Genomic DNA, 23649 nt, shown 5'->3' on the forward strand with positions numbered 1-23649 from the left:
GAAAAAGGGAGAGAGCGATGCAAAAGATTTTAGTTATCGAGGACGATAAAACGATTAGCCAACTAGTTGCTAAAAACTTGATAAACTGGGGTTACCAGGTGCAAGAGGTCCAAGATTTTCAGATGGTTTTGGAACAGATGGAAGAGTTTCAGCCCCATTTGATTTTGCTGGATATTGGTCTGCCGTTTTTCAATGGCTATTACTGGTGTCAGGAAATTCGCAAGACATCCCGTGTGCCTATTATGTTTCTGTCTTCACATGACCAGCCCATGGACATTGTCATGGCAATCAATATGGGGGCGGATGACTATGTGACCAAGCCCTTTGAAATGACGGTTCTCCTGGCCAAAATACAGGGGCTTCTCAGAAGAACCTATGACTTTGTCGGAGAACAAAGTTTACTCTGGTTTGAAGAAGTTTTCTTGGACTTGAAGACCATGCAGGTGTCCTATGGACAGGATGTGGAAGAATTGACCCGAAATGAATTTCAGATTTTACGCGTTTTATTTGAACATGGCAAAGAAGTGGTCAGCCGCGAGGAGTTGATGAGAGAACTCTGGAATAGTGATATTTTTGTGGATGACAATACTTTGTCGGTTAACATCGCTCGCCTGCGTAAAAAGTTGGCAGAGTTGGGCTTGCCTAACTTGATTATGACCAAGAAAGGAGTAGGCTACGGCCTGGTGTGGACACATGAATAAGGATGATTTTGGCTCATTAGTACCAGGATTTTTGACCTCATGGCTCGGTCGTCGCTTGATTTTTCTGATAGCCTACGCCGTTTTTGCTGTGGCTATTCTGGCTTATAGTAGCCTCTTTGACATCCAAAGAAACTTGGTTTACTACGCCCTCACCCTGCTCACTATCTGCTGGCTCCTCGCCCTCCTCTGGGATTTTTTCAGGGAATTTTCCCGCTTTGGAAAAATCTGGCGTGGTCAGAAAGTGACTACTGGGACAGCCAGTGAGCGTTTGTTGCAGGAAAAAGTGGAGCGACTAGAAGTCCAGAACAAGCTCTTGATTGAAAAACAGCGTCAGGAACAGACAGAATTAGACGACTACTACACCCTCTGGGCCCACCAGATGAAAACGCCGATTGCAGCCAGTCAGCTCTTGGTCAAGGAAGTAGATAGTAGTTCAGTTCGTCACCAACTGGAATCAGAACTCTTTAAAATCGAACAATACACAGGCTTGGTCTTGAACTATCTGCGTTTACAGTCCTTTCATGATGATTTGGTTATCGAATCTGTTAATTTGGAAGAGCTGGTCAGAAGTCTGGTCAAGAAATATTCCCTCTTTTTCATTCAGGCTAATACTAGCTTGGACTTGGGTCAGTTGGATAGGACAGTAAAGACCGACAAACGCTGGCTGGGTCTCTTGATTGAGCAAATTTTATCCAATGCCCTCAAGTATTGTCAGGGGGGAAGCGTTTCGATTGTTTTGGATGGGGATGAGTTGGTCATTCGTGATACGGGAATTGGGATTGCTGAAAGCGACTTGGAACGGGTCTTTGAGCGTGGTTTCTCAGGTTTCAATGGCCGCAGAACCCAGCAATCTTCGGGTCTGGGGCTCTATCTCTCACGGAAAATTGCTGCGGAGCTGGGCTATTCCCTAAAGCTAAAATCAAAAGTGGGTCGGGGAACAGAGGTGCGAATCGGTATCAAAGAAGTGGAGTTGATTTTTGATTAATCTTACAAAACTGTCACGTAAATGAAAGCTAAGACTATGGTAGTTTATCTTGGGACCGTGTAGAATGAAGGTAGAAAAAGAAAAGGAGTTAAGTTATGTCAGTTTTAGATGTTCAACACGTTCAAAAGATATACAGTTCTCTCTTTAAGGCGGGACAGGTTGAGGCCTTGAAGGATATTCATTTTACAGTTGAAAAGGGTGAATATGTCGCCATTATGGGTGAGTCTGGTTCTGGAAAATCCACCTTGCTCAATATTTTGGCGACCCTTGATAAGCCAACGCAGGGCAAGGTCTTACTTAACGGAGTGGATACCCAGTCTATCAAGAGCAAGGAAGCGGCAGCCTTTCGTCGGGAGAAATTGGGCTTTGTCTTCCAGGATTTTAATCTCTTGGACACCCTCTCTGTCAAGGATAATGTGCTTTTGCCTCTGGTTTTGTCTCGCTATCCGATTGATGAGATGAACAAGCGACTCATTCATACGCTTAATAGCCTGGGAATTGCGACCTTGCAAGACAAGATGCCCTACGAGATTTCGGGTGGTCAGCAGCAACGGGTTGCGGTGGCGCGTGCGATTATCACACGACCTGAAATTCTTTTGGCAGATGAGCCGACTGGAGCCCTCGACTCCAAATCAACGGCAACTCTTCTCGATATTTTTGAAAAAATCAACCAAGAAGGGCAAACCATTCTGATGGTAACCCACTCGACAGTAGCAGCTAGTCGTGCCAAACGGGTTCTCTTCATCAAGGATGGCATCCTCTACAATCAAATCTACCGAGGTGAGAGAACCAGTCAGGAAATGTATCAGTTGATTTCAGATACCTTGACACTTATGGCGAATCGAGGTGAGTAGTATGTTTGGACTAACCGTTCGATTGGCTCTGACCAATCTCAAAAAGAACCGCAGACTCTATTTTCCCTATGCCCTGATGACTATTTTGTCTACAGCCATTGCCTATATATTTGCATCGCTTGCCTTTCATCCTGATTTAGGTCAGGTCAAGGGAGCCGATGGGGTAACCATGGTATTGGGCTTCGGTATGATTGTGGTCATGTTGGCGGTTGCCATCATGGTTTTCTATGCCAATAGTTTTGTCATGAAGCAGCGGTCAAAAGAGTTTGGTGTCTATAGCATTCTTGGTCTGGAGAAAAAACATCTCTTCTTGATGACTTTTCTAGAAAATCTGATCTTTTCAGTCGGTACCATTCTAGCTGGCTTGCTCTTGGGACTGGCTCTAGATAAACTCTTCTATGCGCTCTTGCTGAAAGCCATGCAGATGCCTGTGGTCCTAGCTTCAACCTTCCAGTTGAAAAGTCTAGTCACTGTACTTATCTATCTCTTTGGGATTTTTGCTTTGGTCAGCCTCTTTAATATTGGAAAACTGGGCTTGACTGACTCTCTCAAACTGGTTCAAGGTAAGAAGCGTGGGGATAAGAAATCAGGCTTCCTCTGGCTACAGACCCTCTTAGCTCTTATCTTATTGGGCACAGGCTATGCTATTGCCCAACTAGTGACCAGTCCGCTGACAGCTATTCCAAGTTTCTTTGGAGCGACTCTTCTGGTTATCTTTGGGACTTATTTGCTTTTCCACGCAGGTGTTATCAGTCTATTAAACTGGCTAAAACAGCGTCAGACCTATTATTACAAGCCTGAGAATTTTATTTCAGTATCCAACTTGATTTTCCGTATGCGGAAAAATGCTCTAGGTCTTGCAACCATTACCATCCTCTCTAGTATGTTCTTGGTGACCATGGTTGGAGGGCTCAATATTTACATCGGTGGCAAGGATTATATTGCCAATCAAAATCCAAATGACTTTTCGATTGATGTTGGAATGCAGCCAACCACTTCAAAAGATCAAACGGAGGAGTGGGCGGAAGCTATCTTAGAAGAGACAGATATTCCTGTTGAAAGTAAGGTAGTCTATCCTTATCAGCAAGCCTATTTTTCTGAGGTGACAAACCAGCAAGTAAGATTTTTGACGGAAAAAGAGTCATGGATGGATTTTTCTAATCAAGTAGGTGTAGGCTATATTTTGGATAAAGCTACATATGAAAAAATGACTAGTCAAAAACTGGAGTTGGCAGCTGACCAAGTGGCCATTTATAGTAAGGGAGTCCAGTATCAAGCTGGTCAAACCCTCACCTTTGATGAAAAGGAGATGGAAGTTGCCCAAGTCTTGCCCCAAAATGTGACCCTAGGTCATCTGCCAGACCATGTGACTTTTAATTTTAGTAAGTATTTAGTTATTGTTGTTCAAGACTTGACAATATTTGAAAATCAAGCCGAAAATCGCTATTATATGGGCTTTGAAAGCAGTCTACCAGAAGAAGAGCAGGTAGATAGCCAGGAGATCTTCTTATCCAGTACTTTTGAAAGCGAACTGTGGAGCTCTAATATTCTTCCAGATGGGACCAACTCGATTAGTCTCGCCTACCGAGCTTATGCCATGCGTAGTTTCTTCAGTTTTGCAGGTTCACTTTTCTTCATCGGCCTCTTGCTTTCACTCATCTTTTTGATGGCGGTGGTGCTGGTGATTTACTTCAAACAGATTTCAGAAGGCTATGAAGACAGAGATCGCTTCGTCATTATGACTAAGGTTGGTCTGGATGAGGATCAGACCAGACAGTCCATTCGCAAGCAATTGCTGACCGTCTTTTTCCTACCTATCTTACTTGCCTTTGTCCATCTTGCCTTTGCCTACAAGATGCTCTCGTCTATCTTGTTGTCTATCGGCGTGGTCAATGCTGGGCTGATGCTACAAGTAACAGCAGGCATCTGTGGTGGCTATCTCCTCCTCTATCTAGTGGTCTATGCCATCACAACACGGTCTTACAAACAGATTATTTCCTAAACTTGGGGCAACCCAAGTTTTAATTTTTTTTTTTTTTGAAAATCTTCACTATTTTGTTTTATATACTAGCCACCTTGTGTTATACTATAGATACAAAGCTAATAGGTAAAACAAACTAGTGATAGAGGACAAAGAAAATCACTTTTATTTTTATCAGACTAGTTGGTATTACAAACTAGATAGGGAGGCAGTATGAAACTGGATAAGAAAAGTCGGGAAAGTTGGAAACTAGAAGGTATCACGCTTGTGACGGCCATTATAACAGGCTGGGCTTTGGATTCTATTTTGATCTTAGGTATCCTGTTAGTATCAGGCCTATTGTTTGGATTTTTTACAGATGATGAGGAGGGCTTATGAAAGAAACCCAGATGCTCAAGGGGGTCCTGGACGGCTGTGTTTTGCAGGTCATTGCCCGACAGGAAATCTATGGTTATGAGTTGGTCCAAGAGCTGAGGAAGCTGGGCTTTGAAAACATGGTCGGAGGGACAGTCTATCCTCTCCTTCAGAAGTTAGAGAAAAATAGCCTGATTTTTAGTCAGAACAAGCCCTCGCCAGACGGGCCAGACAGGAAGTATTTTTATCTTACAGACCAGGGCAAGGCTTATCTAGAAGATTTTTGGAGCCAGTGGACGGAATTGGTCCAAAAGGTTCAGCGATTGAAAGGAGAATAAGATGAGCAAACAAATGGAATACCGCAAGCAGATTGAAGTGATTGAAAGCCAGCTGACTAAGGAAAACAAGGAATACATGGGCCGTATCAATGGTTATATGATGATTGCCTCTGTCTTTCACAGGCAGGAAGAAGCAGTGACTGCCCAGCTTTTATCCATTTACCAAGATGTTCTGGAAGCTCAAAAAGACGGGCTTTCGGCGGAGGATTTTCTGGGCAAAGACAGCAAACAGATGGCGGACGACCTACTCAGCTACCTTCCTCCGATTGGTTTCATGGAAGTCGTAAACCTGAGTGGCCTCATGCTCATCATTTACCTTGGTAGCCAATGGTTGATGGATTTTGCAGGGACAGGCACCATTTCGCTCAACTGGCTGAGCTTAATGTGTGACACGGCTCTCAGTTTCCTCCTGCCAGCAGGAATTTTCCTCCTCATTCGCGGTCTGATTTACCAGACCAGCAAAATCAAGGTTTGGGCAAGTTTTCTCTGCATTCCCCTTCTTTTTCTCCTGATTTGCGGACTTCGTCTTTGGGCAATGCCCAAGGAACCTGACCTAGTCTTGACTGGCTGGGGGCTTGCAGTGCCACTTACCGTTCTCGGTTTAGCTCTGCTATTTTTCCAAAAGGAAAAGTTGGTTCGCTATGTCTTTATGCCTAGTTATCTGTTCATGATTGTTGGCGGTGTGGTAAATATGGTCATGGCTGTTCCCGTTTGGTTCAATCTGTTTTTGGTGATTCTTCCAGCCATGGCCTTTTGGATTGGAAGTGCGGTTTTGTTGGTGAGGAAGGAGAAGTAAGATGAACAAGCAACAGGAACATTTGAACACTATTAGCAGCTTACAGGGGAAGTTGACCAAGGAAAACAAGGCTTATATGCGCAAGCTCCATGCTTACTTGATACTGGCGTCAGCCTTTCATGAGCAGGAGGAAAGAGCGACGGAACTCTTGCTTTCTATCTACCAAGATGTCTTGGATGCCCAAGCAGACGGTCAGTCGGCAGAGGATTTTTTAGGCAAAGATAGTAAGCAGATGGCGGATGAACTCTTGTCTGACCTGCCGCCTATTCGCTGGTACTATGGTCTGCGGTTAACAGGATTGATTTCCTTGGTCTATATTAGTTGGTTTTTCTTAGGTTTGTTTGGAGTGACTGGTGAAATGGTTCTTGAATGGCGAGGCTTGCTGTGCGATTTGCTTCTGGCGCTCATTCTACCCAGCTCTGCATTTTTCATACTAAAGAATCTAGTCTATGAACGGTCAAAAATCAAGTCCTATCTGCTGATGGGGACGTGGGGGCTTAGCTTTGTAGGGCTGATTGTCTTGCGTTTTTGGATTAGTCGTCAGTTTTATGAAGGAGTTCCCCTGCCCTTGTGGGCCAGTCTCTTGATAATCTTAGGAATCGCAGCTGGTCTCTTCTACTATCGTAGTAAGTCAGCAATTGTAGATACCTTGATTCCAGCCTATGTGCTAACGGTGCTCAGCGGCTTTAGTCAGCTGCTGGCCAGTCAGTTTGGCTACGGACCGCAGGACTGGACAGGTTGGTTGCCTCTGCTCTTTATGGTTCTTGCCTTTTTCTCAACGCTTGCAGGCACATTTTTCCTATTGAAAAAGGAGAATATGGGGTAGAAACAGGATCAGACTATGCTTTAGAGTAGTCTGATTTTTTGGTATAATGATTGAAAGATAGAAGAATAAAGGAGTTTCAAATGACATTTGAAGAAATTTTACCCGGCCTCAAGGCCAAGAAAAAGTACGTTCGCACAGGCTGGGGCGGAGCGGAGAACTACGTCCAGCTCTTTGACACCATTGAGGTTCACGGGCAAAGGCTGGAGGCGACGCCCTATTTCCTCATCAACGTGACCGGCGAGGGCGAGGGCTTCTCCATGTGGAGCCCGACCCCCTGCGATGTCCTTGCGACCGACTGGGTGGAAGTCCATGACTAAGACAGCCCTCATCACCGGCGTTTCCAGCGGCATTGGTCTAGCACAGGCGGGGATTTTTTTGGAAAATGACTGGCGTGTATACGGGATTGATCTGGCTAGCAAGCCTGATTTGGCAGGCGATTTCCACTTTCTACAGCTGGACCTGACAGGCGATTTATCGCCCGTCTTTTCATGGTGCCAGACAGTCGATGTCCTCTGTAACACCGCAGGCATACTAGACGATTACCGTCCCCACCTCGATATTGAGGAGGATGAATTAGCTCGCATCTTTACGGTCAATTTTTTTGCGGTGACTAGACTGACCCGTCCCTATCTGCAGCAAATGGTGGATAGACAGTCAGGCATCATTATCAATATGTGCTCCATTGCCTCCAGTCTAGCAGGTGGAGGAGGCTCAGCCTATACCGCCTCCAAGCATGCTTTGGCAGGTTTTACCAAGCAGCTGGCACTGGACTATGCCAAGGACAAGGTCCAGGTCTTCGGCATTGCTCCTGGTGCCGTTCAGACAGGAATGACCCAGAAGGACTTTGAGACTGGTGGCCTAGCGGACTGGGTGGCAGACCAGACCCCTATCGGACGCTGGACCCAGCCCAGCGAAATAGCAGAGCTGACCTTCATGCTGGCTACTGGTAAACTCGCTTCCATGCAAGGCCAGATTATCACCATTGACGGTGGCTGGAGTTTGAAGTAGAAAGGAATATTATGATTCTTGAAACCAATCGTCTCTTGCTCCGCCCTTGGAGTGAAACAGACGCAGCTGACTTATTTTCACAGGCCAGTCATCCAGAAGTTGGTCCTGCAGCGGGTTGGCCTGTTCATCAGAGCGTGGAAGAAAGTCGAGAAATTATCAGGACAGTCCTTAGCCAACCAGAAACCTACGCCCTTGTTCTCAAAGAAACAGGACAGGTGATTGGCAGTATCGGGCTCATGCTTGGTAAACAAGGTGGTCTTGATTTGCCTGACTCAGAAGCAGAGCTAGGCTACTGGCTTGGACAGGGATTTTGGGGACAGTGTCTGGTGCCAGAAGCTTGTCAAGCTATACTGAACTACGGCTTTAACCAGTTGGATTTAGAAAAAATCTGGTGTCGTTCTTTTGCAGGCAATACCAAGTCTCTTCGTGTCCAAGAAAAGCTGGGTTTTGTTTACCAATACCTATTGGAAGATGTCTATTTCTCACTCATTGATGAGATCCGTACCGAACGCGTGAGCCTGCTGACAAGAGAGGGATGGCAGGCTAGAAAGGAAAACCTATGACCCCAACAGAATTATGGCAAGAATTTCTTACCATCAATCCCCAAGCAGGTCCTGAGCCTGAGGCTTGGGCCTTTGGGGCGGAAGCTGATCGACTGGCTGATTTGGTGGCTAGAGGCATCAAATCCTCGACCAGCTCTGCCCATGCCCTCTACGCAGTAGAGGGAGAAGAAATCCCCAAAGCTGGTGGCTACGATATCATTCTGGACGGACAAGGTCAAGCTGTTTGCATTATCCAGACCACCAAGGTCTATGTGATGCCCTTTTCCCAAGTGACGGAAGAACATGCCTATAAGGAGGGCGAGTTCCGTCAGGGAGGTGACTTGTCTGACATAAAAGCGAAAAGTCTGGTCCACTGGCGGCAGGTCCATGAAGAACTCTTCACTATTTGGCTGGCAGAAGCAGGCCTGTCCTTCTCAGAAGATATGCTGGTTGTCTGTGAAGAATTTGAATTAGTTTACCCTAAAATGTAAGTTTTCCCTTGTTCGCCTCTGTTTTTTTGATATAATAATATAAAATAACAAAAACAAGGAGGATCCTATGGATAAACAGCGTATCATTGATTTGTTGAACCAACTTTCTCCCATTCTTGCTGGAAAAGAGGAAACAGTCGGTAAAGAACTGACGGAGAAATTGCAGTCAGCCTTGCTTGTGACCAAGGAAGATGTGGCCAGTAAGGACGGTGTGGCTTTGGCAACCAGTTTATCAGGCTTTGTTCAGACCATTTCCAATGCTAGCTTGCCTGGCGCCAATCTACGTTTTACAGACCAAGAAGGTCCTGTCTGGGAAGAACTAAAAGCCTTGACGGAAAAAGCAGGAGAGGACGGCCTGCGAGGTCTTCACTTAACGATCTAAGGAGCTCAGGCTCCTTTTTCTATCTTAGATTATAGCATCCTTCTTGAACCTGGCATCAAAACAGTCCAGTGGGTTTAGGCTATTCAGTGAACTGTTTCAGCCTAAACCTAGAAAGGTAAAAGCGAGGAAAAGGTTGGGAAGTTGGCGGTAGTCGGTTCACATCATTCAGGAACTATAGTTAGCCCAGATTAGATGTTTGGAAGTGAGAGGGTTGCTTTGCATTTTGTCAAGTTCTATTTCACTTCTTCTGCTATTTTCCAAAAAAACTAAAATTTGCTATAATAGGAGTATATCATTGAAAAGAGAGAAAACTATGAGCAATAACTATGCAATTATCCTAGCGGCGGGTAAGGGAACTCGCATGAAGTCTGACTTGCCAAAGGTCTTACACAAAGTGGCAGGGATTTCCATGTTGGAACATGTGAAACGTGCGGTTGATGCTATGGAACCTGCTAAAACAGTAACGATTGTCGGTCACAAGGCAGAATTGGTCCAAGCAGTTCTCGAAGGTCAGTCAGAGTTTGCCCTTCAATCTGAACAGCTGGGGACTGGCCACGCCGTTATGATGGCTGAACCAGCTCTTGCAGGTTTGGAAGGTCAGACCCTTGTTATCGCAGGGGATACACCGCTGATTACAGGAGAAAGCTTGAAGAACCTTATTAACTTCCATGTCAGCCACAAGAATGTTGCGACTATCTTGACAGCTCAGGCTGATAACCCATTCGGATATGGTCGGATTATTCGCAATGCTGATGGGGAAGTGCAAAAAATTGTTGAGCAAAAAGATGCCAACGATTTTGAAAAACAAGTGAAAGAAATCAATACAGGAACCTACTTGTTTGATAATAAACGTCTTTTTGAAGCGCTTAAAGATATTAATACGGACAATGCCCAAGGTGAGTACTATCTGACAGATGTTATTTCCATTTTCCGTCAGGCAGGTGAGAAGGTTGGAGCCTATGTCCTCAAAGACTTTGATGAAAGCCTGGGTGTTAACGACCGTGTCGCTCTTGCGACTGCAGAAGCTGTTATGCGCAAACGAATCAATGAAAAACATATGGTCAATGGTGTGACATTTATCAACCCGGATGCAACCTATATTGATATTGATGTTGAGATTGGTGCAGAAGCTGTTATCGAAGCTAATGTTGTCTTGAAAGGGCAAACGGTGATTGGTGAACGTACTGTTTTAACCAATGGTACTCGTGTACGCGATGCGAAAATTGCAGCAGATGTCGTCATCAGCAACTCAGACATTGAAGAATCTGTTATTGAAGAAGGTGTGACGGTGGGACCATACGCCCATATTCGTCCAGGCAGTCTCTTGAAAAAAGATGTTCACGTTGGAAATTTTGTGGAAATCAAGGCCTCTACACTTGGTCAAGGAACGAAGTCTGGTCATTTGACCTATCTAGGAAATGCAACGATTGGCAATAATGTTAACGTTGGTGCTGGTACCATCACTGTCAACTACGACGGTAAAAATAAATTTAAAACAACCGTTGGAGATAATGCCTTTGTTGGCTCTAACTCAACCATTATCGCACCAGTAACTATTGGGGACAACGCCTTGTTGGCTGCAGGTTCTGTCATTACAAAAGACATTCCAGAGGATGCCATCGGTATTGGTCGTGGTCGTCAAGAAAACAAAGAAGGTTATGCGACTCGTTTTCCGTTCCATCCAAGTCAAAAATAGGTAATCGTATGAATTTTGAAGAAAAAACCATTGAGCGGACAGAAATTTTTAAAGGGCACATTTTTGATGTAGTAGTAGATGATGTTGCCTTGCCAAATGGTGGAACTGGTAAGCGCGAACTCATTTTCCACAAGGGAGCAGTTTGCGTTTTAGCCGTTACCCCAGAAGGTAAAATGATTTTGGTCAAACAATACCGCAAGGCCATTGAACGTACTATTTATGAAATTCCGGCGGGGAAATTGGAGCTAGGCGAAGAAGATACGCTTGAAGATGCTGCTTTGCGTGAATTAGAAGAAGAAACAGGCTATACTAGTGACAAACTGACCTTGTTGGCAGATTTCTATTCAGCCATTGGTTTCTGTAATGAACGAATTCGCCTTTATTTAGCAGATAACCTTATCAAGGTTGAAAATCCTCGTCCAATGGATGAAGATGAGGTGATCGAATTACATGAGGTAACCTTGGAAGAGGCTTTGAACTTGGTGGCTACTGGCGATATTTGTGATGCAAAGACCATCATGGCTATCCAATATTTACAACTCATGAGAAAGTAGGAAACTAGCAATGGGCAAGCCCTTGTTGACGGATGAAATTTTAGAGAAAGTGAAAAAGAAACAGTATTCCGACCAATCTAGCCAGTTTGGACACTATCGTCCAAACCAGGATATATCAATGGATGATGCTCTATTCGATCCATATCTAGAAGAAGATTATCAGGGATATGAAGAGGGACAAACGATCCGAATCCCGGTCAAACCTACTGTAGTAAAAAGTCGCCGTATCGAAACCATCAAGCGAGAAGCTTTCCGCAGTAAGGTAAACAAAATCCTTTTTTGGGTCATCATCTTACTGATAATGTTTATCATTGCAGTATTATTTATTTAGGAGAAGAGATGAAATTTGGAATTATCGCAGCCATGCCTCAAGAACTAAAGATTTTAGTTGAGCATCTACAAGATGCAACTGAAATTGATGTCTTGGGTCGAACTTACTATCAGGGACGAATCGGTCAACATGAAGTTGTTCTTGTTCAGTCAGGTATCGGTAAGGTTATGTCAGCTATGTCCGTGGCTGTTTTGGCAGATCGTTTTTCGGTTGATGTCATTGTCAATACAGGTTCGGCAGGAGCTGTTGCCGAAGGTATTGCCATCGGTGATGTGGTTGTAGCGAATCAACTGGCTTACCACGATGTGGATGTGACGGCTTTCGGCTATGCTTACGGGCAAATGGCAGGGCAGGAATTGTATTATCCAGCCGACCAAGTCTTGTTAGAACAGCTAAGAACCGTTTTAGCAGAGCAGGAAATGATTAGCCATGTGGGTCTGATTGTGACAGGTGACAGTTTTATCGCAGGTCAGGAGAGAATTGCTACGATCAAAACTCATTTCCCAGAAGTCCTTGCCGTAGAGATGGAAGGAGCAGCTATCGCTCAAGCAGCTGTTAATACAGGTAAGCCATTCTTGGTTATCCGTGCCATGAGTGACACAGCTCAAGGAGATGCCAATATCACCTTTGATGAATTTATCATTCAAGCAGGAGAACGTTCTGCCCAGACCCTGATTGCCTTTCTGGAGAAAAATTAAGCAGATTTTGACAACAATACATTGAAATAGGATGACAGTAGCAAGAAGTTGTTACTGTTTTTCTTATGCAGTAATTTGAGCCCGATATTATAAGGTTTCAGCCATCTGTCCCCATACAATTTCTGATAAGAGTTATTGAAAAGCTCTTGAAAATACTTTACAATTTTTTTTAAGAAAAATAATTTAGGAGGTTGTTATGGTTCAGCGATTATTGCTTGCAAATGATTTGCCTGGTGTGGGTAAGGTTGCCCTAGCCACTAGCATCCCAATTGCAGCAGCCTGTCAGGTAGAAACGATTCTTTTACCAACGGTACTACTTTCTTCTCATACGGGTGGTTTTCCAGATGTTGTCGTTGAAGATATGACTGACTTGAATCGAGCCTATTTTGAACAGTGGAAGAACTTGAATTTGGAGTTGGCAGGCATCTTGTCTGGCTACTGTAGAAATCCTCAGCAACTAAGTCAATTGGCTATGTATGCTAAACAAACAGAGACACCATTGATTGTTGATCCGGTCATGGGGGATGGAGGGAAGTTGTATACAGGTTTCACATCTACCTATGTAGAAGCCATGAAAGAGTTGATCCAGTCGGCCAAGCTCATTCTCCCCAATGTAACAGAGGCAGCTTTTTTGACAGGGAGGGATTATTTGGGAGCTTGCTACGATAGGGCGGCTATTGAGGACTTACTGGAAGCTTTAGCAGTGCAGGTATCCGCAGATATTGTACTGACAGGGATTTCCTTTGATGATAGCCAAATAGGTGTAGCCTATTTTCAGCAGGAAACAGGGGAAATAACTACCTATATGTCTAAAAAATATCCAGCAAATTTCTTTGGAACAGGTGACATTCTATCTACCTTGTTGGCTGCAGCAACCATCCAACAAATCAATCTCCATCAAGCTATCCCTCTAGCTTTAGATTTTATCGATAAGAGTTTAGAGCGTACCCTCGCTTTGGATAGAGACTTGAAATTTGGGATTTCCTTTGAACCTTTTCTAGCAGAATTACAGCAGGCATTTCAAACATTAAAGGAGAAATTATGAAACAGAGTCAATTGCGTCAATTAACAGAAATTAGCCTATTTGCAGCCCTTATTTGTGTGGTTGTCTTCTTTATTCGTATTCCTTTTGGGAGTCAATTTGTCCATTTAGGCAATGCTCTGGTGGTGGTAGGAGTACTAATCTTTGGTGCCAAAAAAGGAGCTGCGGCGGCGTCACTTGGTCTAGGCATCTTTGATTTACTATCTGGTTATGCTTCAGTCGCTTGGATTACCATTTTAGAATCGCTCATCGTCTGCTTCATTTTGCATTTGTTTTACGAGAAATTCCTCAAGGAAAATGATCGCTTAACCAATATTATTTTGGTTGGAATTGTTGCGGCAATTACAAAAATTATCTTGAACCTATTGAAGTATACATTAACGGGAAGTTTTGTCGGAGGGTTAACCTTCTCAGCTTCCTTCCTCGCAGCTTTGGGTAGAATCTTAGGAACCTATGGCACTGCAATTACGACCATCATTGCTGTACCAATCCTCTATCAAGTATTCAAGGGTTTATATAATGGAAAACAAGGAAAGCAATTGTAATAAAAAATGAAAACTTGAGGAAATTCTCAAGTTTTCATTTTTTATTGGTCTGACCTAGTTAGTGTAGTCTTTAATGATCTCAATTGACTCAATCTTAACATCTGTTTTAGGTTTATCGCTAGTGTCTGTTTCGACTGAAGCGATTTTATCCACGATGTCCATCCCTTCAATGACTTGACCAAATACGGTATGCTTGCCATCTAAGTTTGGATTGCCTCCGTTTTTATAAGCGTCAATGATTTTACCAGGATAGCTAGAACTGGAGAGTTGGCTAGACATGTCTGTTGTATTTTGATTGATGAAAAACTGACTTCCATTTGTTCCCGCGCCAGCGTTTGCCATAGAAAGTGAGCCACGAATGTTATAAAGGAAAGCTGAAATCTCGTCTTTAAAACCATTCCCAGCATCGATAGTAGTATCTTTTCCGGCCCAGATAGACTCTCCACCAGTACCATTTCCAAGAGGATCGCCACCTTGAATCATGAAATCCTTAATGACACGATGGAAGATCGTTCCATTATAGTATCCTTCCTTCGCATGAGTCAGAAAGTTTTCCACAGTTAGTGGTGCTTGCTCGGGGAAGAGTTTTATAGTGATGTCGCCTTCGGTTGTTTTTATTTTAACAGCAGCCTCATTTTCACCAATTTCATTGGAAAGTTGGGGGAATGTAGCTTTGGGATTGTTAATGGCGTATGCCAAATCTTTGGCATATTGGCTAGAAGCAGTTGTATCAGCTGTCGTAGTCGAGCTTGAACTAGAGCTAGATGCTGTAGAAGATGAGCTATTAGCTGTCGAGTTGTTTGTGCAGGCAGTTAGCAAGATGCTCGAAGCTAGAGCAAGAGCTAGTATTTTTTTCATTGAAAATCCTTTCTTGTCTTGTTCAAAATTATGCTCATTCTACCATGAAATATGGATTTTTTCAATTTTTATCTAGTATAAAAAGCGTATCTAAAACAATAATATGATATACTATATTTACAGATGCGAAAGGAGAATAATGATGTTTGAGAACTTGTTTGCCCCAGATGGAATCCTAGTATGGCATACGGCCCTTTTCTACAGTTTTTCCGCGATCATATTAGCGACGGTTTGTTTCCATATTATTAAAAATTTTATGGAATGGCACCGCAACAATCGGGAGCCCAAAGAATCTTGCAAGGCTAAGCTTGTCTCTAAACGAACCCATGTTTTTGGTAACGAAGTAGCACGAACCAATTATTATGTAACGTTTGAATGGGAGGGAAAACGGCAGGAATTTCGCCTTCGTTCAGATGAATATGCCCTTTTAGCAGAGGGAGATGTAGGCACCCTGCATTTTCAGGGGACTCGTTTCCTAGGTTTTGAACGGCTCTAAGAGTCGTTTTTCTTTGGAGAATATCTCTATCTAGTGTATAATGGTTTGAACACATGTTCGTACAACGCAAAAGAGGTATTTAAGATGATTCAATCAATCGGACAAGTTATGTTATATGTGAATGATATTGAGGCTTCAGCTCAATTTTGGAAAGAGAAAATGGGATTTGAACGTGTAGAAAAACAGGTGCAAGGCCCCCAAACTTCTTACATTATTGCACCTAAATCAGACAGTGAGGTACAATTTGTACTTCATGATAAGGCGGAGGTTGCTGAGATGGAGCCAGAATTAAACTTAGGTACACCATCAATCTTAATGACATCAGTAGATGTAGCCAAAACTTACGAAGAACTTGTTGAACGTGGTGTCACAACGAATCCAGTCATGGACCTTGGTTTCATGAAGGTAATTAGCTTTGCAGACAATGATGGAAATTATTACGCAATTCGTGAGGTAAAGTAAATGTCACTCCAGAATCGTGTTGAAGAAATGTATAAAGACCACGAGGTCAAACCCTATATTTCCCCCGAGCGTGACTTGGCAGCCTGGCTTTTGGAGGCCAAGCCCGTTCCCAAACGCAATATGGTTCGGCTAGAAGAAGGTATTTTGCCAGGTGATATTATTTTGCTATGGCGGATTAGCCTGGGTTCTTTTGAAACGACAACGCCCTACTCAAAATATTTCGAGTATATGTATGGCATCAACGGTCCTGCTCACATGGAGCAGTTGATCGCAGACGGTTATGCCTATGTGGAATCAGCCTTTGATTCGCTGGACCACATCACCTCCACAGCCAAGAAGAATATCCTCAAGGCAGAAGGCGTGACCGGTCTGTCCAAGATGAAGGCGGCAGACCTCGACACTGCCCTCAAGGACAACTTGACGGAAGAAAAACTAGCTCCATACTTTACTGTCCGAGGTTATGCCCTGACGGAAAAAGGCAGAGCAGCTCTCGAGAATCACACAGAAGTACTTGCAAAACACCCAATGAAGAAGATGTACAAATAAAATAGGAAAGATTTTTAAACGGCACCCAAAAGTTAGAATCATTCTAGCTTTTTGGGTGTTTTTATGTGCTAACAAGTCAATTTTTCTTGACAGAAAACGCTATCAATGATATTCTAGTATAAATTATTGAAACGTTTCAAAAGAAAGGGGCTAAACCATGGAAGAGCAAAAATCAATCACTATGAAAGATGTAGCGCGGGTGGCTGGTGTAAGCGTTGGGACTGTATCAAGAGTTATCAATAATGAGCCAGGTATTAAGGAAAGCACGCTTGTAAAAGTCAATGCAGCCATCAAGGAATTGAATTACATCCCTGATGTCTATGCTCGTGGCATGAAGAAGAACAAGACAGAAACCATCGCCTTGATTATTCCGACAGTTTGGCATCCCTTTTTTGGAGAGTTTGCCTATCATGTTGAAGTGGAACTGAGTAAGAAAAATTACAAGTTGCTCCTTTGCAATATTTCTGGTCCAAAAAGGGAACTGGATTATCTGACTATGCTGCAACAAAATAAGGTGGACGGTATTATCGCCATCACCTATAGCCCGATTGACGACTATCTATCGTCCAATATCCCCTTTGTTAGTATCGATCGCACCTATGAGAATAAGGCTATAGCCTGTGTCAGCTCGGACAACCAAGCTGGTGCAGAACTAGCAGCGAACACCTTGATTGAAAAAGGGGGTCGCCATTTTGCCTTTATCGGTGGGCACAATAAAACAATCAATGAAACCAAGAAGCGTAGATTGTATTTTGAAAAGCGGATTTTAGAGGCAGGTTTTCCTTGTCATGTCTTGGACTTGGAAGAGCCATATGATGACTTTGTCGGTCAAGTCGAAGAGTTTCTGATTAACAATCCACAGGTTGACGCCATTTTCACCATCAATGATTTTACGGCCCTAGACACACTTGCTGTTTTGGAAAAACTGGGACGACGGGTTCCAGAAGATGTGCAGGTGATTGGCTATGATGGTATTCAGTTGGCAAGTGAACGCTCTCTAGAACTTTCCACCATTCGTCAACCGTTAGAAAGAATGGCTCAAGAAGCAGTGGCTTGTTTGATTGATATCATTGATAGAAAAGGGCAACCACAACAAATCACCTTGCCGATTTCCTATGTTGAAGGAAAAACGACAAAAAATTGAAAATAGGGGTTGACAGAAAACGGTTACAATGATAAAATAAAATCATCAATAAACAGTTGGTTTTATTTTTACAAGAAAAATGAAACGTTTCAAAAACGGAGGGTTAGACCTCTTTCTAAAATCAAAAAAATTGAAACGTTTCAAAAAGGAGTTCTTATGAAAACATCAAAACTGCAACAAGCTAGTCTATTTGATAGAATCAAGCAACAGAAACTCTTGTTACTGATGTTACTACCTGGCTTGGTCTTGACCTTCATCTTCCGTTACATTCCTATGTACGGGGTGCTGATTGCCTTTAAAGACTATAATCCCTTGAAAGGGGTGCTAGGTAGTGAGTGGATTGGATTTTCAGAATTTACCAAGTTTCTCTCTTCTCCAAACTTTGGTAATTTACTTGCCAACACCTTGAAATTGAGTGTATACGGCTTACTCTTAGGATTTCTACCACCGATTATTTTAGCCATCATGCTCAACCAACTATTGAGCGATAAGGCTAAAAAGCGGATTCAGTTGGTGCTATACGCTCCAAACTTTATCTCAGTCGTGGTCATCGTCGGTATGATTTTCCTCTTCTTCTCAGTAGGAGGACCGGTCAACTCTATTCTAGGTATGTTTGGCATTGAAGCAAACTTCCTGACAGATCCTGACTTCTTTAGACCACTCTACATCCTCAGTGGTATTTGGCAGGGAATGGGCTGGGCATCAACACTCTACACGGCTACCTTGGTCAATGTCGATCCGGCCTTGATTGAAGCAGCGAAACTGGATGGTGCTAATATCTTCCAACGTATCTGGCATATTGACTTACCAGCACTAAAACCAGTTATGGTCATTCAGTTTATCCTGGCAGCTGGGGGCATCATGAACGTTGGTTACGAAAAAGCCTTTCTGATGCAGACTTCCCTCAATCTGACTAGCTCTGAAATCATCTCAACCTATGTCTATAAAATCGGTTTGGTGTCAGGGGACTACTCTTACTCAACAGCCGTTGGCTTATTTAACGCACTTATCAATATTATCCTGCTGATTGCAGTTAATAAGATTGTCAAACGCATCAATGATGGACAAGGCTTATAGGAGGTTCGTATGAATACACAAATGTATACAAAATTTGACAAGCGAATGCTGGTTGTCAATAAAATCTTGCTGGCATTTCTTGTTCTCATAACAGTTGTGCCTATGGTCTATATCCTAGTCGCGTCCTTCATGGATCCGCAGGCCTTGGTCAGCAAGGGAATTAGCTTTGATCCAAAGGATTGGACAGTAGAAGGTTACCAACGGGTATTTTCAGATAAATCCATCCTACGCGGATTTTTCAACTCCCTCTTTTATTCCTTCTCCTTTGCCTTTGTGACAGTGGCTATCTCAGTCATGACTGCCTATCCACTCTCTAAAAAAGATTTGGTTGGGAAAAAATGGATTAATGCCTTCCTCGTTTTCACCATGTTCTTCGGTGGCGGACTTGTTCCGACTTATCTCTTGGTTAAAGATTTGGGTATGCTGAACACCGTCTGGGCTATCATTATCCCTGGGGCAGTCAATGTTTGGAATATCATCTTGGCACGGACCTATTTCCAAGGTTTGCCAGATGAGTTGGTAGAAGCAGCGGTTATGGACGGTGCCAATGAATTTCAGATTTTCTGGAAAATCATGATTCCACTAGCTAAGCCAATCATGTTTGTGCTCTTCCTCTATGCCTTTGTCGGTCAATGGAATTCTTACTTTGATGCCATGATTTACATCAAGAATCCAGACTTGGAGCCACTCCAACTAGTACTTCGTAAAATCCTCATTCAGAGCGAGCCTGCTAAGGACATGATTGGTGCCCAGGCAGCCATGAATGAAATGAAACGCATCGCAGAAATGATTAAGTATGCGACCATTGTCATCTCAAGCTTGCCACTCATTGTCATGTATCCATTCTTCCAGAAATACTTTGACAAGGGGATTATGGCTGGTTCATTAAAAGGTTAATCCTCTTCGAAAATCAAAAGCAGACGTTGTTGACTTGATTTGATGAACGTCAGTTCTATCTGCATCTGCGTCGCCTAGTCTGTTTTTGATTTTCATTGAGTATAATAAGTATTAATTATTTTTTAGAAAACAATACAGGAGGTTGTTTCTGATGAAACACAAATTTGGAAAAACAGTTGTTACACTTCTTGCAAGTACCGTTTTATTGGCTGCTTGTGGCTCAAAAAATACTGCTTCAAGCCCAGATTATGAATTGAAAGATGTTCAATTCCCGCTTGAAAAATCCGTTACACTTAAGTTCATGACAGCTAGCTCCCCTCTAGCTCCAGCCGATCCAAATGACAAGTTGATTTTCCAACGTTTAGAGGAAGAAACTGGCGTTCATATTGAATGGACTAACTACCAGTCTGACTTTGGTGAAAAGCGGAACTTGGACATTGCTTCAGGTGATTTGCCAGATGCCATCCATAATGACGGGGCTTCTGATGTGGAATTGATGAACTGGGCAAAACAAGGGGTTATCGTACCAGTTGAAGACCTGATTGATGAGCATATGCCAAATCTCAAGAAAATATTGGATGAAAATCCAGAGTACCGTTCCATGATTACAGCACCAGACGGACATATCTACTCATTCCCATGGATTGAAGAATTGGGCGAAGGTAAGGAATCAATCCACACTGTTAACGATATTGCATGGATCAACAAAGAATGGTTGAACAAACTCGGTCTTGAAATGCCAAAAACAACGGATGACTTGATTAAGGTCCTTGAAGCCTTCAAGACCCAAGATCCAAACGGAAATGGCAAGGCGGATGAAATTCCGATGGGCTTCATCAATGGTGGAGGAAATGAGGACTTCAAAATTCTTTTTGGTGCATTCGGTGTCGGTGATAATGATGACCACTTGGTTGTCAGCAATGACGGAACTGTTGACTTCACAGCGGACAATGAAGACTACAAAGAAGGTGTTGAATTTATGCGTACCCTTCAAGAAAAAGGTCTTCTAGATCCGGAAGCGTTTGAACAAGATTGGAACACTTACATCTCTAAAGGAAGTGAAAATCTCTACGGTGTTTACTTTACTTGGGATAAGGCAAATGTGACAGGTATGAACGATACCTATGACATCTTGCCAGTCTTGGCAGGTCCTGATGGAACCAAGCACATCACTCGTACAAACGGTATGGGCTTCCAACGTGACCGCATGGTCATCACATCAGCTAATAAAAACTTGGAATTGACAGCCAAGTGGATTGATGCCCAATACGCTCCGCTCCAATCTGTCCAAAACAACTGGGGGACCTATGGCGACGAAAGCCAACAAAATATCTTTGAACTTGACACAGCAACTAACAGCTTGAAGCACTTACCATTGGATGGTACTGCCCCAGGCGAATTGCGTCAGAAGACAGAAGTTGGTGGACCGCTTGCTATTCTTGATGAATACTACGGTACAGTGACCACCATGCCAGATGATGCCAAATGGCGTTTGGACTTGATGCACGCTACTTATCTTGACTATGTAACCAACGATGATATTTACCCTCGCGTTTTCATGGAACAAGAAGATTTGGATAAGATTGCTCAAGTTGAAGCAGATATGAACGACTTCATCTACCGCAAACGTGCAGAATGGATTGTGAACGGCGGCATTGAAGAAGAATGGGATATCTATCTGAAAGAATTGGAAAGCTACGGTCTGTCTGACTGGTTAGCTATCAAGCAAAAATACTACGATCAGTACAAAGAAAATCAGTAATCAAAAAGGAGGCTGCCTGTGATAACAGTAGAAAAAGCCAATGCATATATTCAAGCAGAAAAAGTAACCATTGATATGGCTTTTAGACCAGAGCGTCACTTTGTTCCAGAAATTGGCTGGATCAATGACCCGAATGGATTTGTCTATTTCAAAGGAGAATACCATCTCTTCTATCAATACAATCCGTATGATAGTGTCTGGGGACCAATGCATTGGGGCCACGCCAAAAGTAAGGACCTGGTCAACTGGGAACATCTTCCAGTTGCCCTTGCTCCAGACAAGGACTACGATAAGGATGGCTGTTTCTCTGGCTCTGCTATTGTCAAAGAAGATACCCTCTGGCTCATGTACACGGGCAATATCGTCAATGAAGACGGCTCTGTCAGACAGGTGCAGAACATGGCCTATTCGACAGACGGTATTCACTTTGAAAAAATCGCACAAAACCCTGTTGCGACGGAGGAACTATTGCCAGAAGAAGTCATCGCCAATGACTTCCGTGATCCAAAGATTTTCGAGAAAGATGGTCGCTATTACTCCGTCGTAGCAACCAAGCATAAAGACGGTGTCGGCTGTATTGTTCTACTAGGCTCTGACGATTTGCTGGACTGGCAATTTGAGTCTATCTTCTTAAAAGGCCAAGCCCACCAAGGTCACGTTTGGGAATGTCCTGATTACTTTGAAGTAGATGGGCAGGAGTACCTGATTGTTTCACCAATGCGGTATCAAAAAGAAGCTAATGATTTTGTCAATATCAATTCCAATATCTTTGTGACTGGTCATGTGGACTGGGACAAGAAAGTCTTTGTGGCAGATTCCTTCAAGGAGATCGACCATGGGCATGATTTCTATGCGGCTCAAACGACTGAAGGTCCAGAAGGGGAGCGTGTCATGATTGCCTGGATGCATACATGGGGACGTCCGCTTGTAACCAATGACCTTGGGCATAAGTGGTATGGTCAAATGACTCTACCTCGTCTACTTAAGCAAGGTGAGAATGGACTCAAACAGGTCTTGCCAGCAGGTATCTTGAACAGCTTTGACGACATTGAAATCGGTCAAGTTATTCAAGGTCCAAGCAAATTCTCCCTCAAACTGGACGACAGTCTAGACTTGAAACTAGGTACTGACCAAGACTATCTTCAATTTGGTTATGATAGAGCCCAACAAGAAGTCTACATTGACCGCAGCTCTCTTAAAATCCAGCAAGCTGGTGAGGAGGAATGGTCAACCGTTCGTCGAGCGGTCACGGTTCAAGCGACAGTGCTAGAGGTCTTGGTTGACACCAACTGTTTGGAAATCTTTATTAACGATGGTCAAGAAGCCTTGACATCGACCTTCTACGTAGAAGGTCAGGTTATTCTAAACGCCCTATAATATTATTTGCCCTCTTAAATTATTCTTTCACTCCAAGAGAAACCCTGTATTTGCAGGGTTTCAGATTGAAGACAAACATCTCGCTTGATGTTTGTCTTTTTCTGTTTATTGGTCTGATAGTCGGTCTTTTTGCCAGAATAGTGGTTATTTGGACAATATAAAAAGGCTTCCCTGCTCCAATGTCATTAAGTTAACATTCGTCAGTACATCTATACTGTTTACTCTCAAGTATTTTTCTGATGTAATACTTGGGATTTTTGTATTTAGTCAGCACAAAAAAGAGGCTTTCCATCCTTATTTTTTGTATTCATTTATCCGATTTTATGCTATTCTATAAGTGAAATCTACAAGCGTTTGATGACGAACTTCCCTCCTTGCTTGTCTATCAGGTCGAATTGGACAGAGGTAGGATTGGACGTAGATTTCAACTTGCTTGGAAGGTATTTGGTGACGGAAAAATAGACGACAAATATAGCAGGCATCTGAAAAGCTGATTTTATATCTATACTTTGTTCTTCGCTCCCTAATGATGACCTTAGAAGCGGTCATTTTGACGGCATTGTAAAAGGTGAGGCGAGCGAAAATTTCCTGAAGAATTCCTTCCAGCTTTTTAGCGTGAAAACTCACCAGTCCAAGTGCATATTTCAAGTGACGAAAAGTGGTTTCTATGCCCCATCTACGGGTATAGAGGCTTTTTATATAGTCTACAGGTTTATCACAATTGGTCACGAGGGTCTCATACTTATTTGGAGCTATTTGAAACCGAATCATGCGAAAAGAAAGGGGGGAAAACTCTGTTTCAGCTCCCCTTTCCCATTCTTTAGGAAGAAAATCAAAGGTTTGATTGCTGGGAATAAACTTGTATTGATTCTTAGAACCTGTATTCACAGTTCAGCACTTCCATCT

Annotated in this window: 29 protein-coding genes; 27 read left to right on the plus strand and 2 right to left on the minus strand. The window is 43.1% G+C overall.

Translation table 11 applies throughout. From position 1 onward, the window contains the following. Positions 1 to 17 precede the first annotated feature (17 nt). The 19 genes from F9856_RS05330 to F9856_RS05420 all read left to right on the plus strand — a co-directional run bounded on the left by F9856_RS05330 (position 18) and on the right by F9856_RS05420 (position 14124). A complete protein-coding gene (locus F9856_RS05330) occupies positions 18 to 701 on the plus strand; it encodes a response regulator transcription factor (RefSeq protein WP_202105980.1) in 684 nt (227 codons plus the stop codon). Then, complete coding sequence (locus F9856_RS05335) at positions 694 to 1686, plus strand: sensor histidine kinase (protein ID WP_202105981.1); 993 nt, start codon at positions 694 to 696, stop codon at positions 1684 to 1686. Before F9856_RS05330 ends, F9856_RS05335 begins: the two co-directional genes overlap by 8 nt. A gap of 95 nt (positions 1687 to 1781) precedes the next feature. Next, positions 1782 to 2540, plus strand: a complete 759-nt coding sequence (locus F9856_RS05340) for an ABC transporter ATP-binding protein (RefSeq protein WP_202105982.1) — start codon at positions 1782 to 1784, stop codon at positions 2538 to 2540. 1 nt (position 2541) lies between these two features. Continuing rightward, a complete protein-coding gene (locus tag F9856_RS05345) occupies positions 2542 to 4542 on the plus strand; it encodes an ABC transporter permease (protein WP_202105983.1) in 2001 nt (666 codons plus the stop codon). A gap of 192 nt (positions 4543 to 4734) precedes the next feature. After that, positions 4735 to 4899, plus strand: a complete 165-nt coding sequence (locus F9856_RS05350; RefSeq protein WP_202105984.1) for a hypothetical protein — start codon at positions 4735 to 4737, stop codon at positions 4897 to 4899. After that, entirely contained in the window at positions 4896 to 5213 is a 318-nt protein-coding gene (locus F9856_RS05355; protein WP_024401116.1) for a PadR family transcriptional regulator, read from the plus strand. Before F9856_RS05350 ends, F9856_RS05355 begins: the two co-directional genes overlap by 4 nt. A 1-nt stretch (position 5214) precedes the next feature. After that, positions 5215 to 6009, plus strand: coding sequence for a hypothetical protein (locus F9856_RS05360; RefSeq protein WP_202105985.1), 795 nt, complete (start codon positions 5215 to 5217; stop codon positions 6007 to 6009). A gap of 1 nt (position 6010) precedes the next feature. After that, complete coding sequence (locus tag F9856_RS05365) at positions 6011 to 6835, plus strand: hypothetical protein (RefSeq protein ID WP_236659557.1); 825 nt, start codon at positions 6011 to 6013, stop codon at positions 6833 to 6835. 80 nt (positions 6836 to 6915) lie between these two features. Further along, complete coding sequence (locus tag F9856_RS05370; protein WP_002936708.1) at positions 6916 to 7152, plus strand: DUF2829 domain-containing protein; 237 nt, start codon at positions 6916 to 6918, stop codon at positions 7150 to 7152. Continuing rightward, positions 7145 to 7843 (plus strand): 3-oxoacyl-ACP reductase, encoded by a 699-nt coding sequence (locus tag F9856_RS05375; protein ID WP_099871983.1) that lies wholly within the window; start codon positions 7145 to 7147, stop codon positions 7841 to 7843. The genes F9856_RS05370 and F9856_RS05375 overlap by 8 nt, the downstream gene beginning before the upstream one ends. An 11-nt stretch (positions 7844 to 7854) precedes the next feature. After that, on the plus strand, positions 7855 to 8406 hold the full coding sequence (locus F9856_RS05380) for a GNAT family N-acetyltransferase (RefSeq protein WP_029176748.1): 552 nt from the start codon (positions 7855 to 7857) through the stop codon (positions 8404 to 8406). Next, entirely contained in the window at positions 8403 to 8876 is a 474-nt protein-coding gene (locus tag F9856_RS05385) for an ASCH domain-containing protein (RefSeq protein WP_044760852.1), read from the plus strand. Before F9856_RS05380 ends, F9856_RS05385 begins: the two co-directional genes overlap by 4 nt. A gap of 67 nt (positions 8877 to 8943) precedes the next feature. Next, entirely contained in the window at positions 8944 to 9258 is a 315-nt protein-coding gene (locus tag F9856_RS05390; RefSeq protein ID WP_029943709.1) for a hypothetical protein, read from the plus strand. Between the two features lie 313 nt (positions 9259 to 9571). After that, a complete protein-coding gene (gene glmU, locus F9856_RS05395) occupies positions 9572 to 10954 on the plus strand; it encodes a bifunctional UDP-N-acetylglucosamine diphosphorylase/glucosamine-1-phosphate N-acetyltransferase GlmU (RefSeq protein ID WP_202105986.1) in 1383 nt (460 codons plus the stop codon). 8 nt (positions 10955 to 10962) lie between these two features. Further along, positions 10963 to 11508, plus strand: a complete 546-nt coding sequence (locus tag F9856_RS05400) for an NUDIX hydrolase (RefSeq protein ID WP_004194850.1) — start codon at positions 10963 to 10965, stop codon at positions 11506 to 11508. A 10-nt stretch (positions 11509 to 11518) separates the two neighbouring features. After that, positions 11519 to 11839, plus strand: coding sequence for a cell wall synthase accessory phosphoprotein MacP (gene macP / locus F9856_RS05405; protein ID WP_002936700.1), 321 nt, complete (start codon positions 11519 to 11521; stop codon positions 11837 to 11839). 8 nt (positions 11840 to 11847) lie between these two features. Then, complete coding sequence (locus F9856_RS05410; RefSeq protein ID WP_015647163.1) at positions 11848 to 12537, plus strand: 5'-methylthioadenosine/adenosylhomocysteine nucleosidase; 690 nt, start codon at positions 11848 to 11850, stop codon at positions 12535 to 12537. Positions 12538 to 12733: 196 nt separating this feature from the next. Then, complete coding sequence (locus F9856_RS05415) at positions 12734 to 13582, plus strand: pyridoxamine kinase (protein WP_125183817.1); 849 nt, start codon at positions 12734 to 12736, stop codon at positions 13580 to 13582. Next, positions 13579 to 14124: an ECF transporter S component gene (locus F9856_RS05420; RefSeq protein WP_044760855.1), complete on the plus strand. Its 546-nt coding sequence runs from the start codon at positions 13579 to 13581 to the stop codon at positions 14122 to 14124. Before F9856_RS05415 ends, F9856_RS05420 begins: the two co-directional genes overlap by 4 nt. 54 nt (positions 14125 to 14178) lie before the next feature. On the opposite strand, the gene F9856_RS05425 is transcribed toward F9856_RS05420, so the two are convergent. Beyond that, a complete protein-coding gene (locus tag F9856_RS05425) occupies positions 14179 to 14982 on the minus strand; it encodes a peptidylprolyl isomerase (RefSeq protein WP_105129212.1) in 804 nt (267 codons plus the stop codon). Positions 14983 to 15124: 142 nt separating this feature from the next. Here F9856_RS05425 and F9856_RS05430 point away from each other — a divergent pair, with 142 nt between their 5' ends. From F9856_RS05430 to F9856_RS05465, 8 genes are all read left to right on the plus strand, one after another. Continuing rightward, entirely contained in the window at positions 15125 to 15478 is a 354-nt protein-coding gene (locus F9856_RS05430; RefSeq protein ID WP_202105987.1) for a DUF2500 domain-containing protein, read from the plus strand. 84 nt (positions 15479 to 15562) lie between these two features. Next, positions 15563 to 15940 (plus strand): glyoxalase/bleomycin resistance/extradiol dioxygenase family protein, encoded by a 378-nt coding sequence (locus F9856_RS05435; RefSeq protein ID WP_002935876.1) that lies wholly within the window; start codon positions 15563 to 15565, stop codon positions 15938 to 15940. Continuing rightward, positions 15941 to 16486: a hypothetical protein gene (locus tag F9856_RS05440; protein ID WP_202105988.1), complete on the plus strand. Its 546-nt coding sequence runs from the start codon at positions 15941 to 15943 to the stop codon at positions 16484 to 16486. A 157-nt stretch (positions 16487 to 16643) separates the two neighbouring features. Beyond that, the gene (locus F9856_RS05445; protein WP_172042257.1) at positions 16644 to 17630 is read left to right on the plus strand and encodes a LacI family DNA-binding transcriptional regulator; all 987 of its coding nucleotides are present in this window, start codon (positions 16644 to 16646) and stop codon (positions 17628 to 17630) included. A gap of 156 nt (positions 17631 to 17786) precedes the next feature. Then, positions 17787 to 18707: an ABC transporter permease gene (locus F9856_RS05450; protein ID WP_202105989.1), complete on the plus strand. Its 921-nt coding sequence runs from the start codon at positions 17787 to 17789 to the stop codon at positions 18705 to 18707. Positions 18708 to 18716: 9 nt separating this feature from the next. Then, the gene (locus tag F9856_RS05455; RefSeq protein WP_004194864.1) at positions 18717 to 19604 is read left to right on the plus strand and encodes a carbohydrate ABC transporter permease; all 888 of its coding nucleotides are present in this window, start codon (positions 18717 to 18719) and stop codon (positions 19602 to 19604) included. 151 nt (positions 19605 to 19755) lie between these two features. Continuing rightward, the gene (locus tag F9856_RS05460; RefSeq protein ID WP_202105990.1) at positions 19756 to 21366 is read left to right on the plus strand and encodes an ABC transporter substrate-binding protein; all 1611 of its coding nucleotides are present in this window, start codon (positions 19756 to 19758) and stop codon (positions 21364 to 21366) included. An 18-nt stretch (positions 21367 to 21384) separates the two neighbouring features. Next, a complete protein-coding gene (locus tag F9856_RS05465; protein ID WP_253220935.1) occupies positions 21385 to 22743 on the plus strand; it encodes a glycoside hydrolase family 32 protein in 1359 nt (452 codons plus the stop codon). Between the two features lie 321 nt (positions 22744 to 23064). Here the strand turns inward: F9856_RS05465 and F9856_RS05470 are convergent, their stop codons facing one another. Next, on the minus strand, positions 23065 to 23472 hold the full coding sequence (locus F9856_RS05470; RefSeq protein ID WP_161497375.1) for a transposase: 408 nt from the start codon (positions 23470 to 23472) through the stop codon (positions 23065 to 23067). Positions 23473 to 23649: the final 177 nt, after the last annotated feature.

The sequence above is a fragment of the Streptococcus suis genome (assembly GCF_016743335.1).
Lineage (GTDB): Bacteria > Bacillota > Bacilli > Lactobacillales > Streptococcaceae > Streptococcus > Streptococcus suis_Y.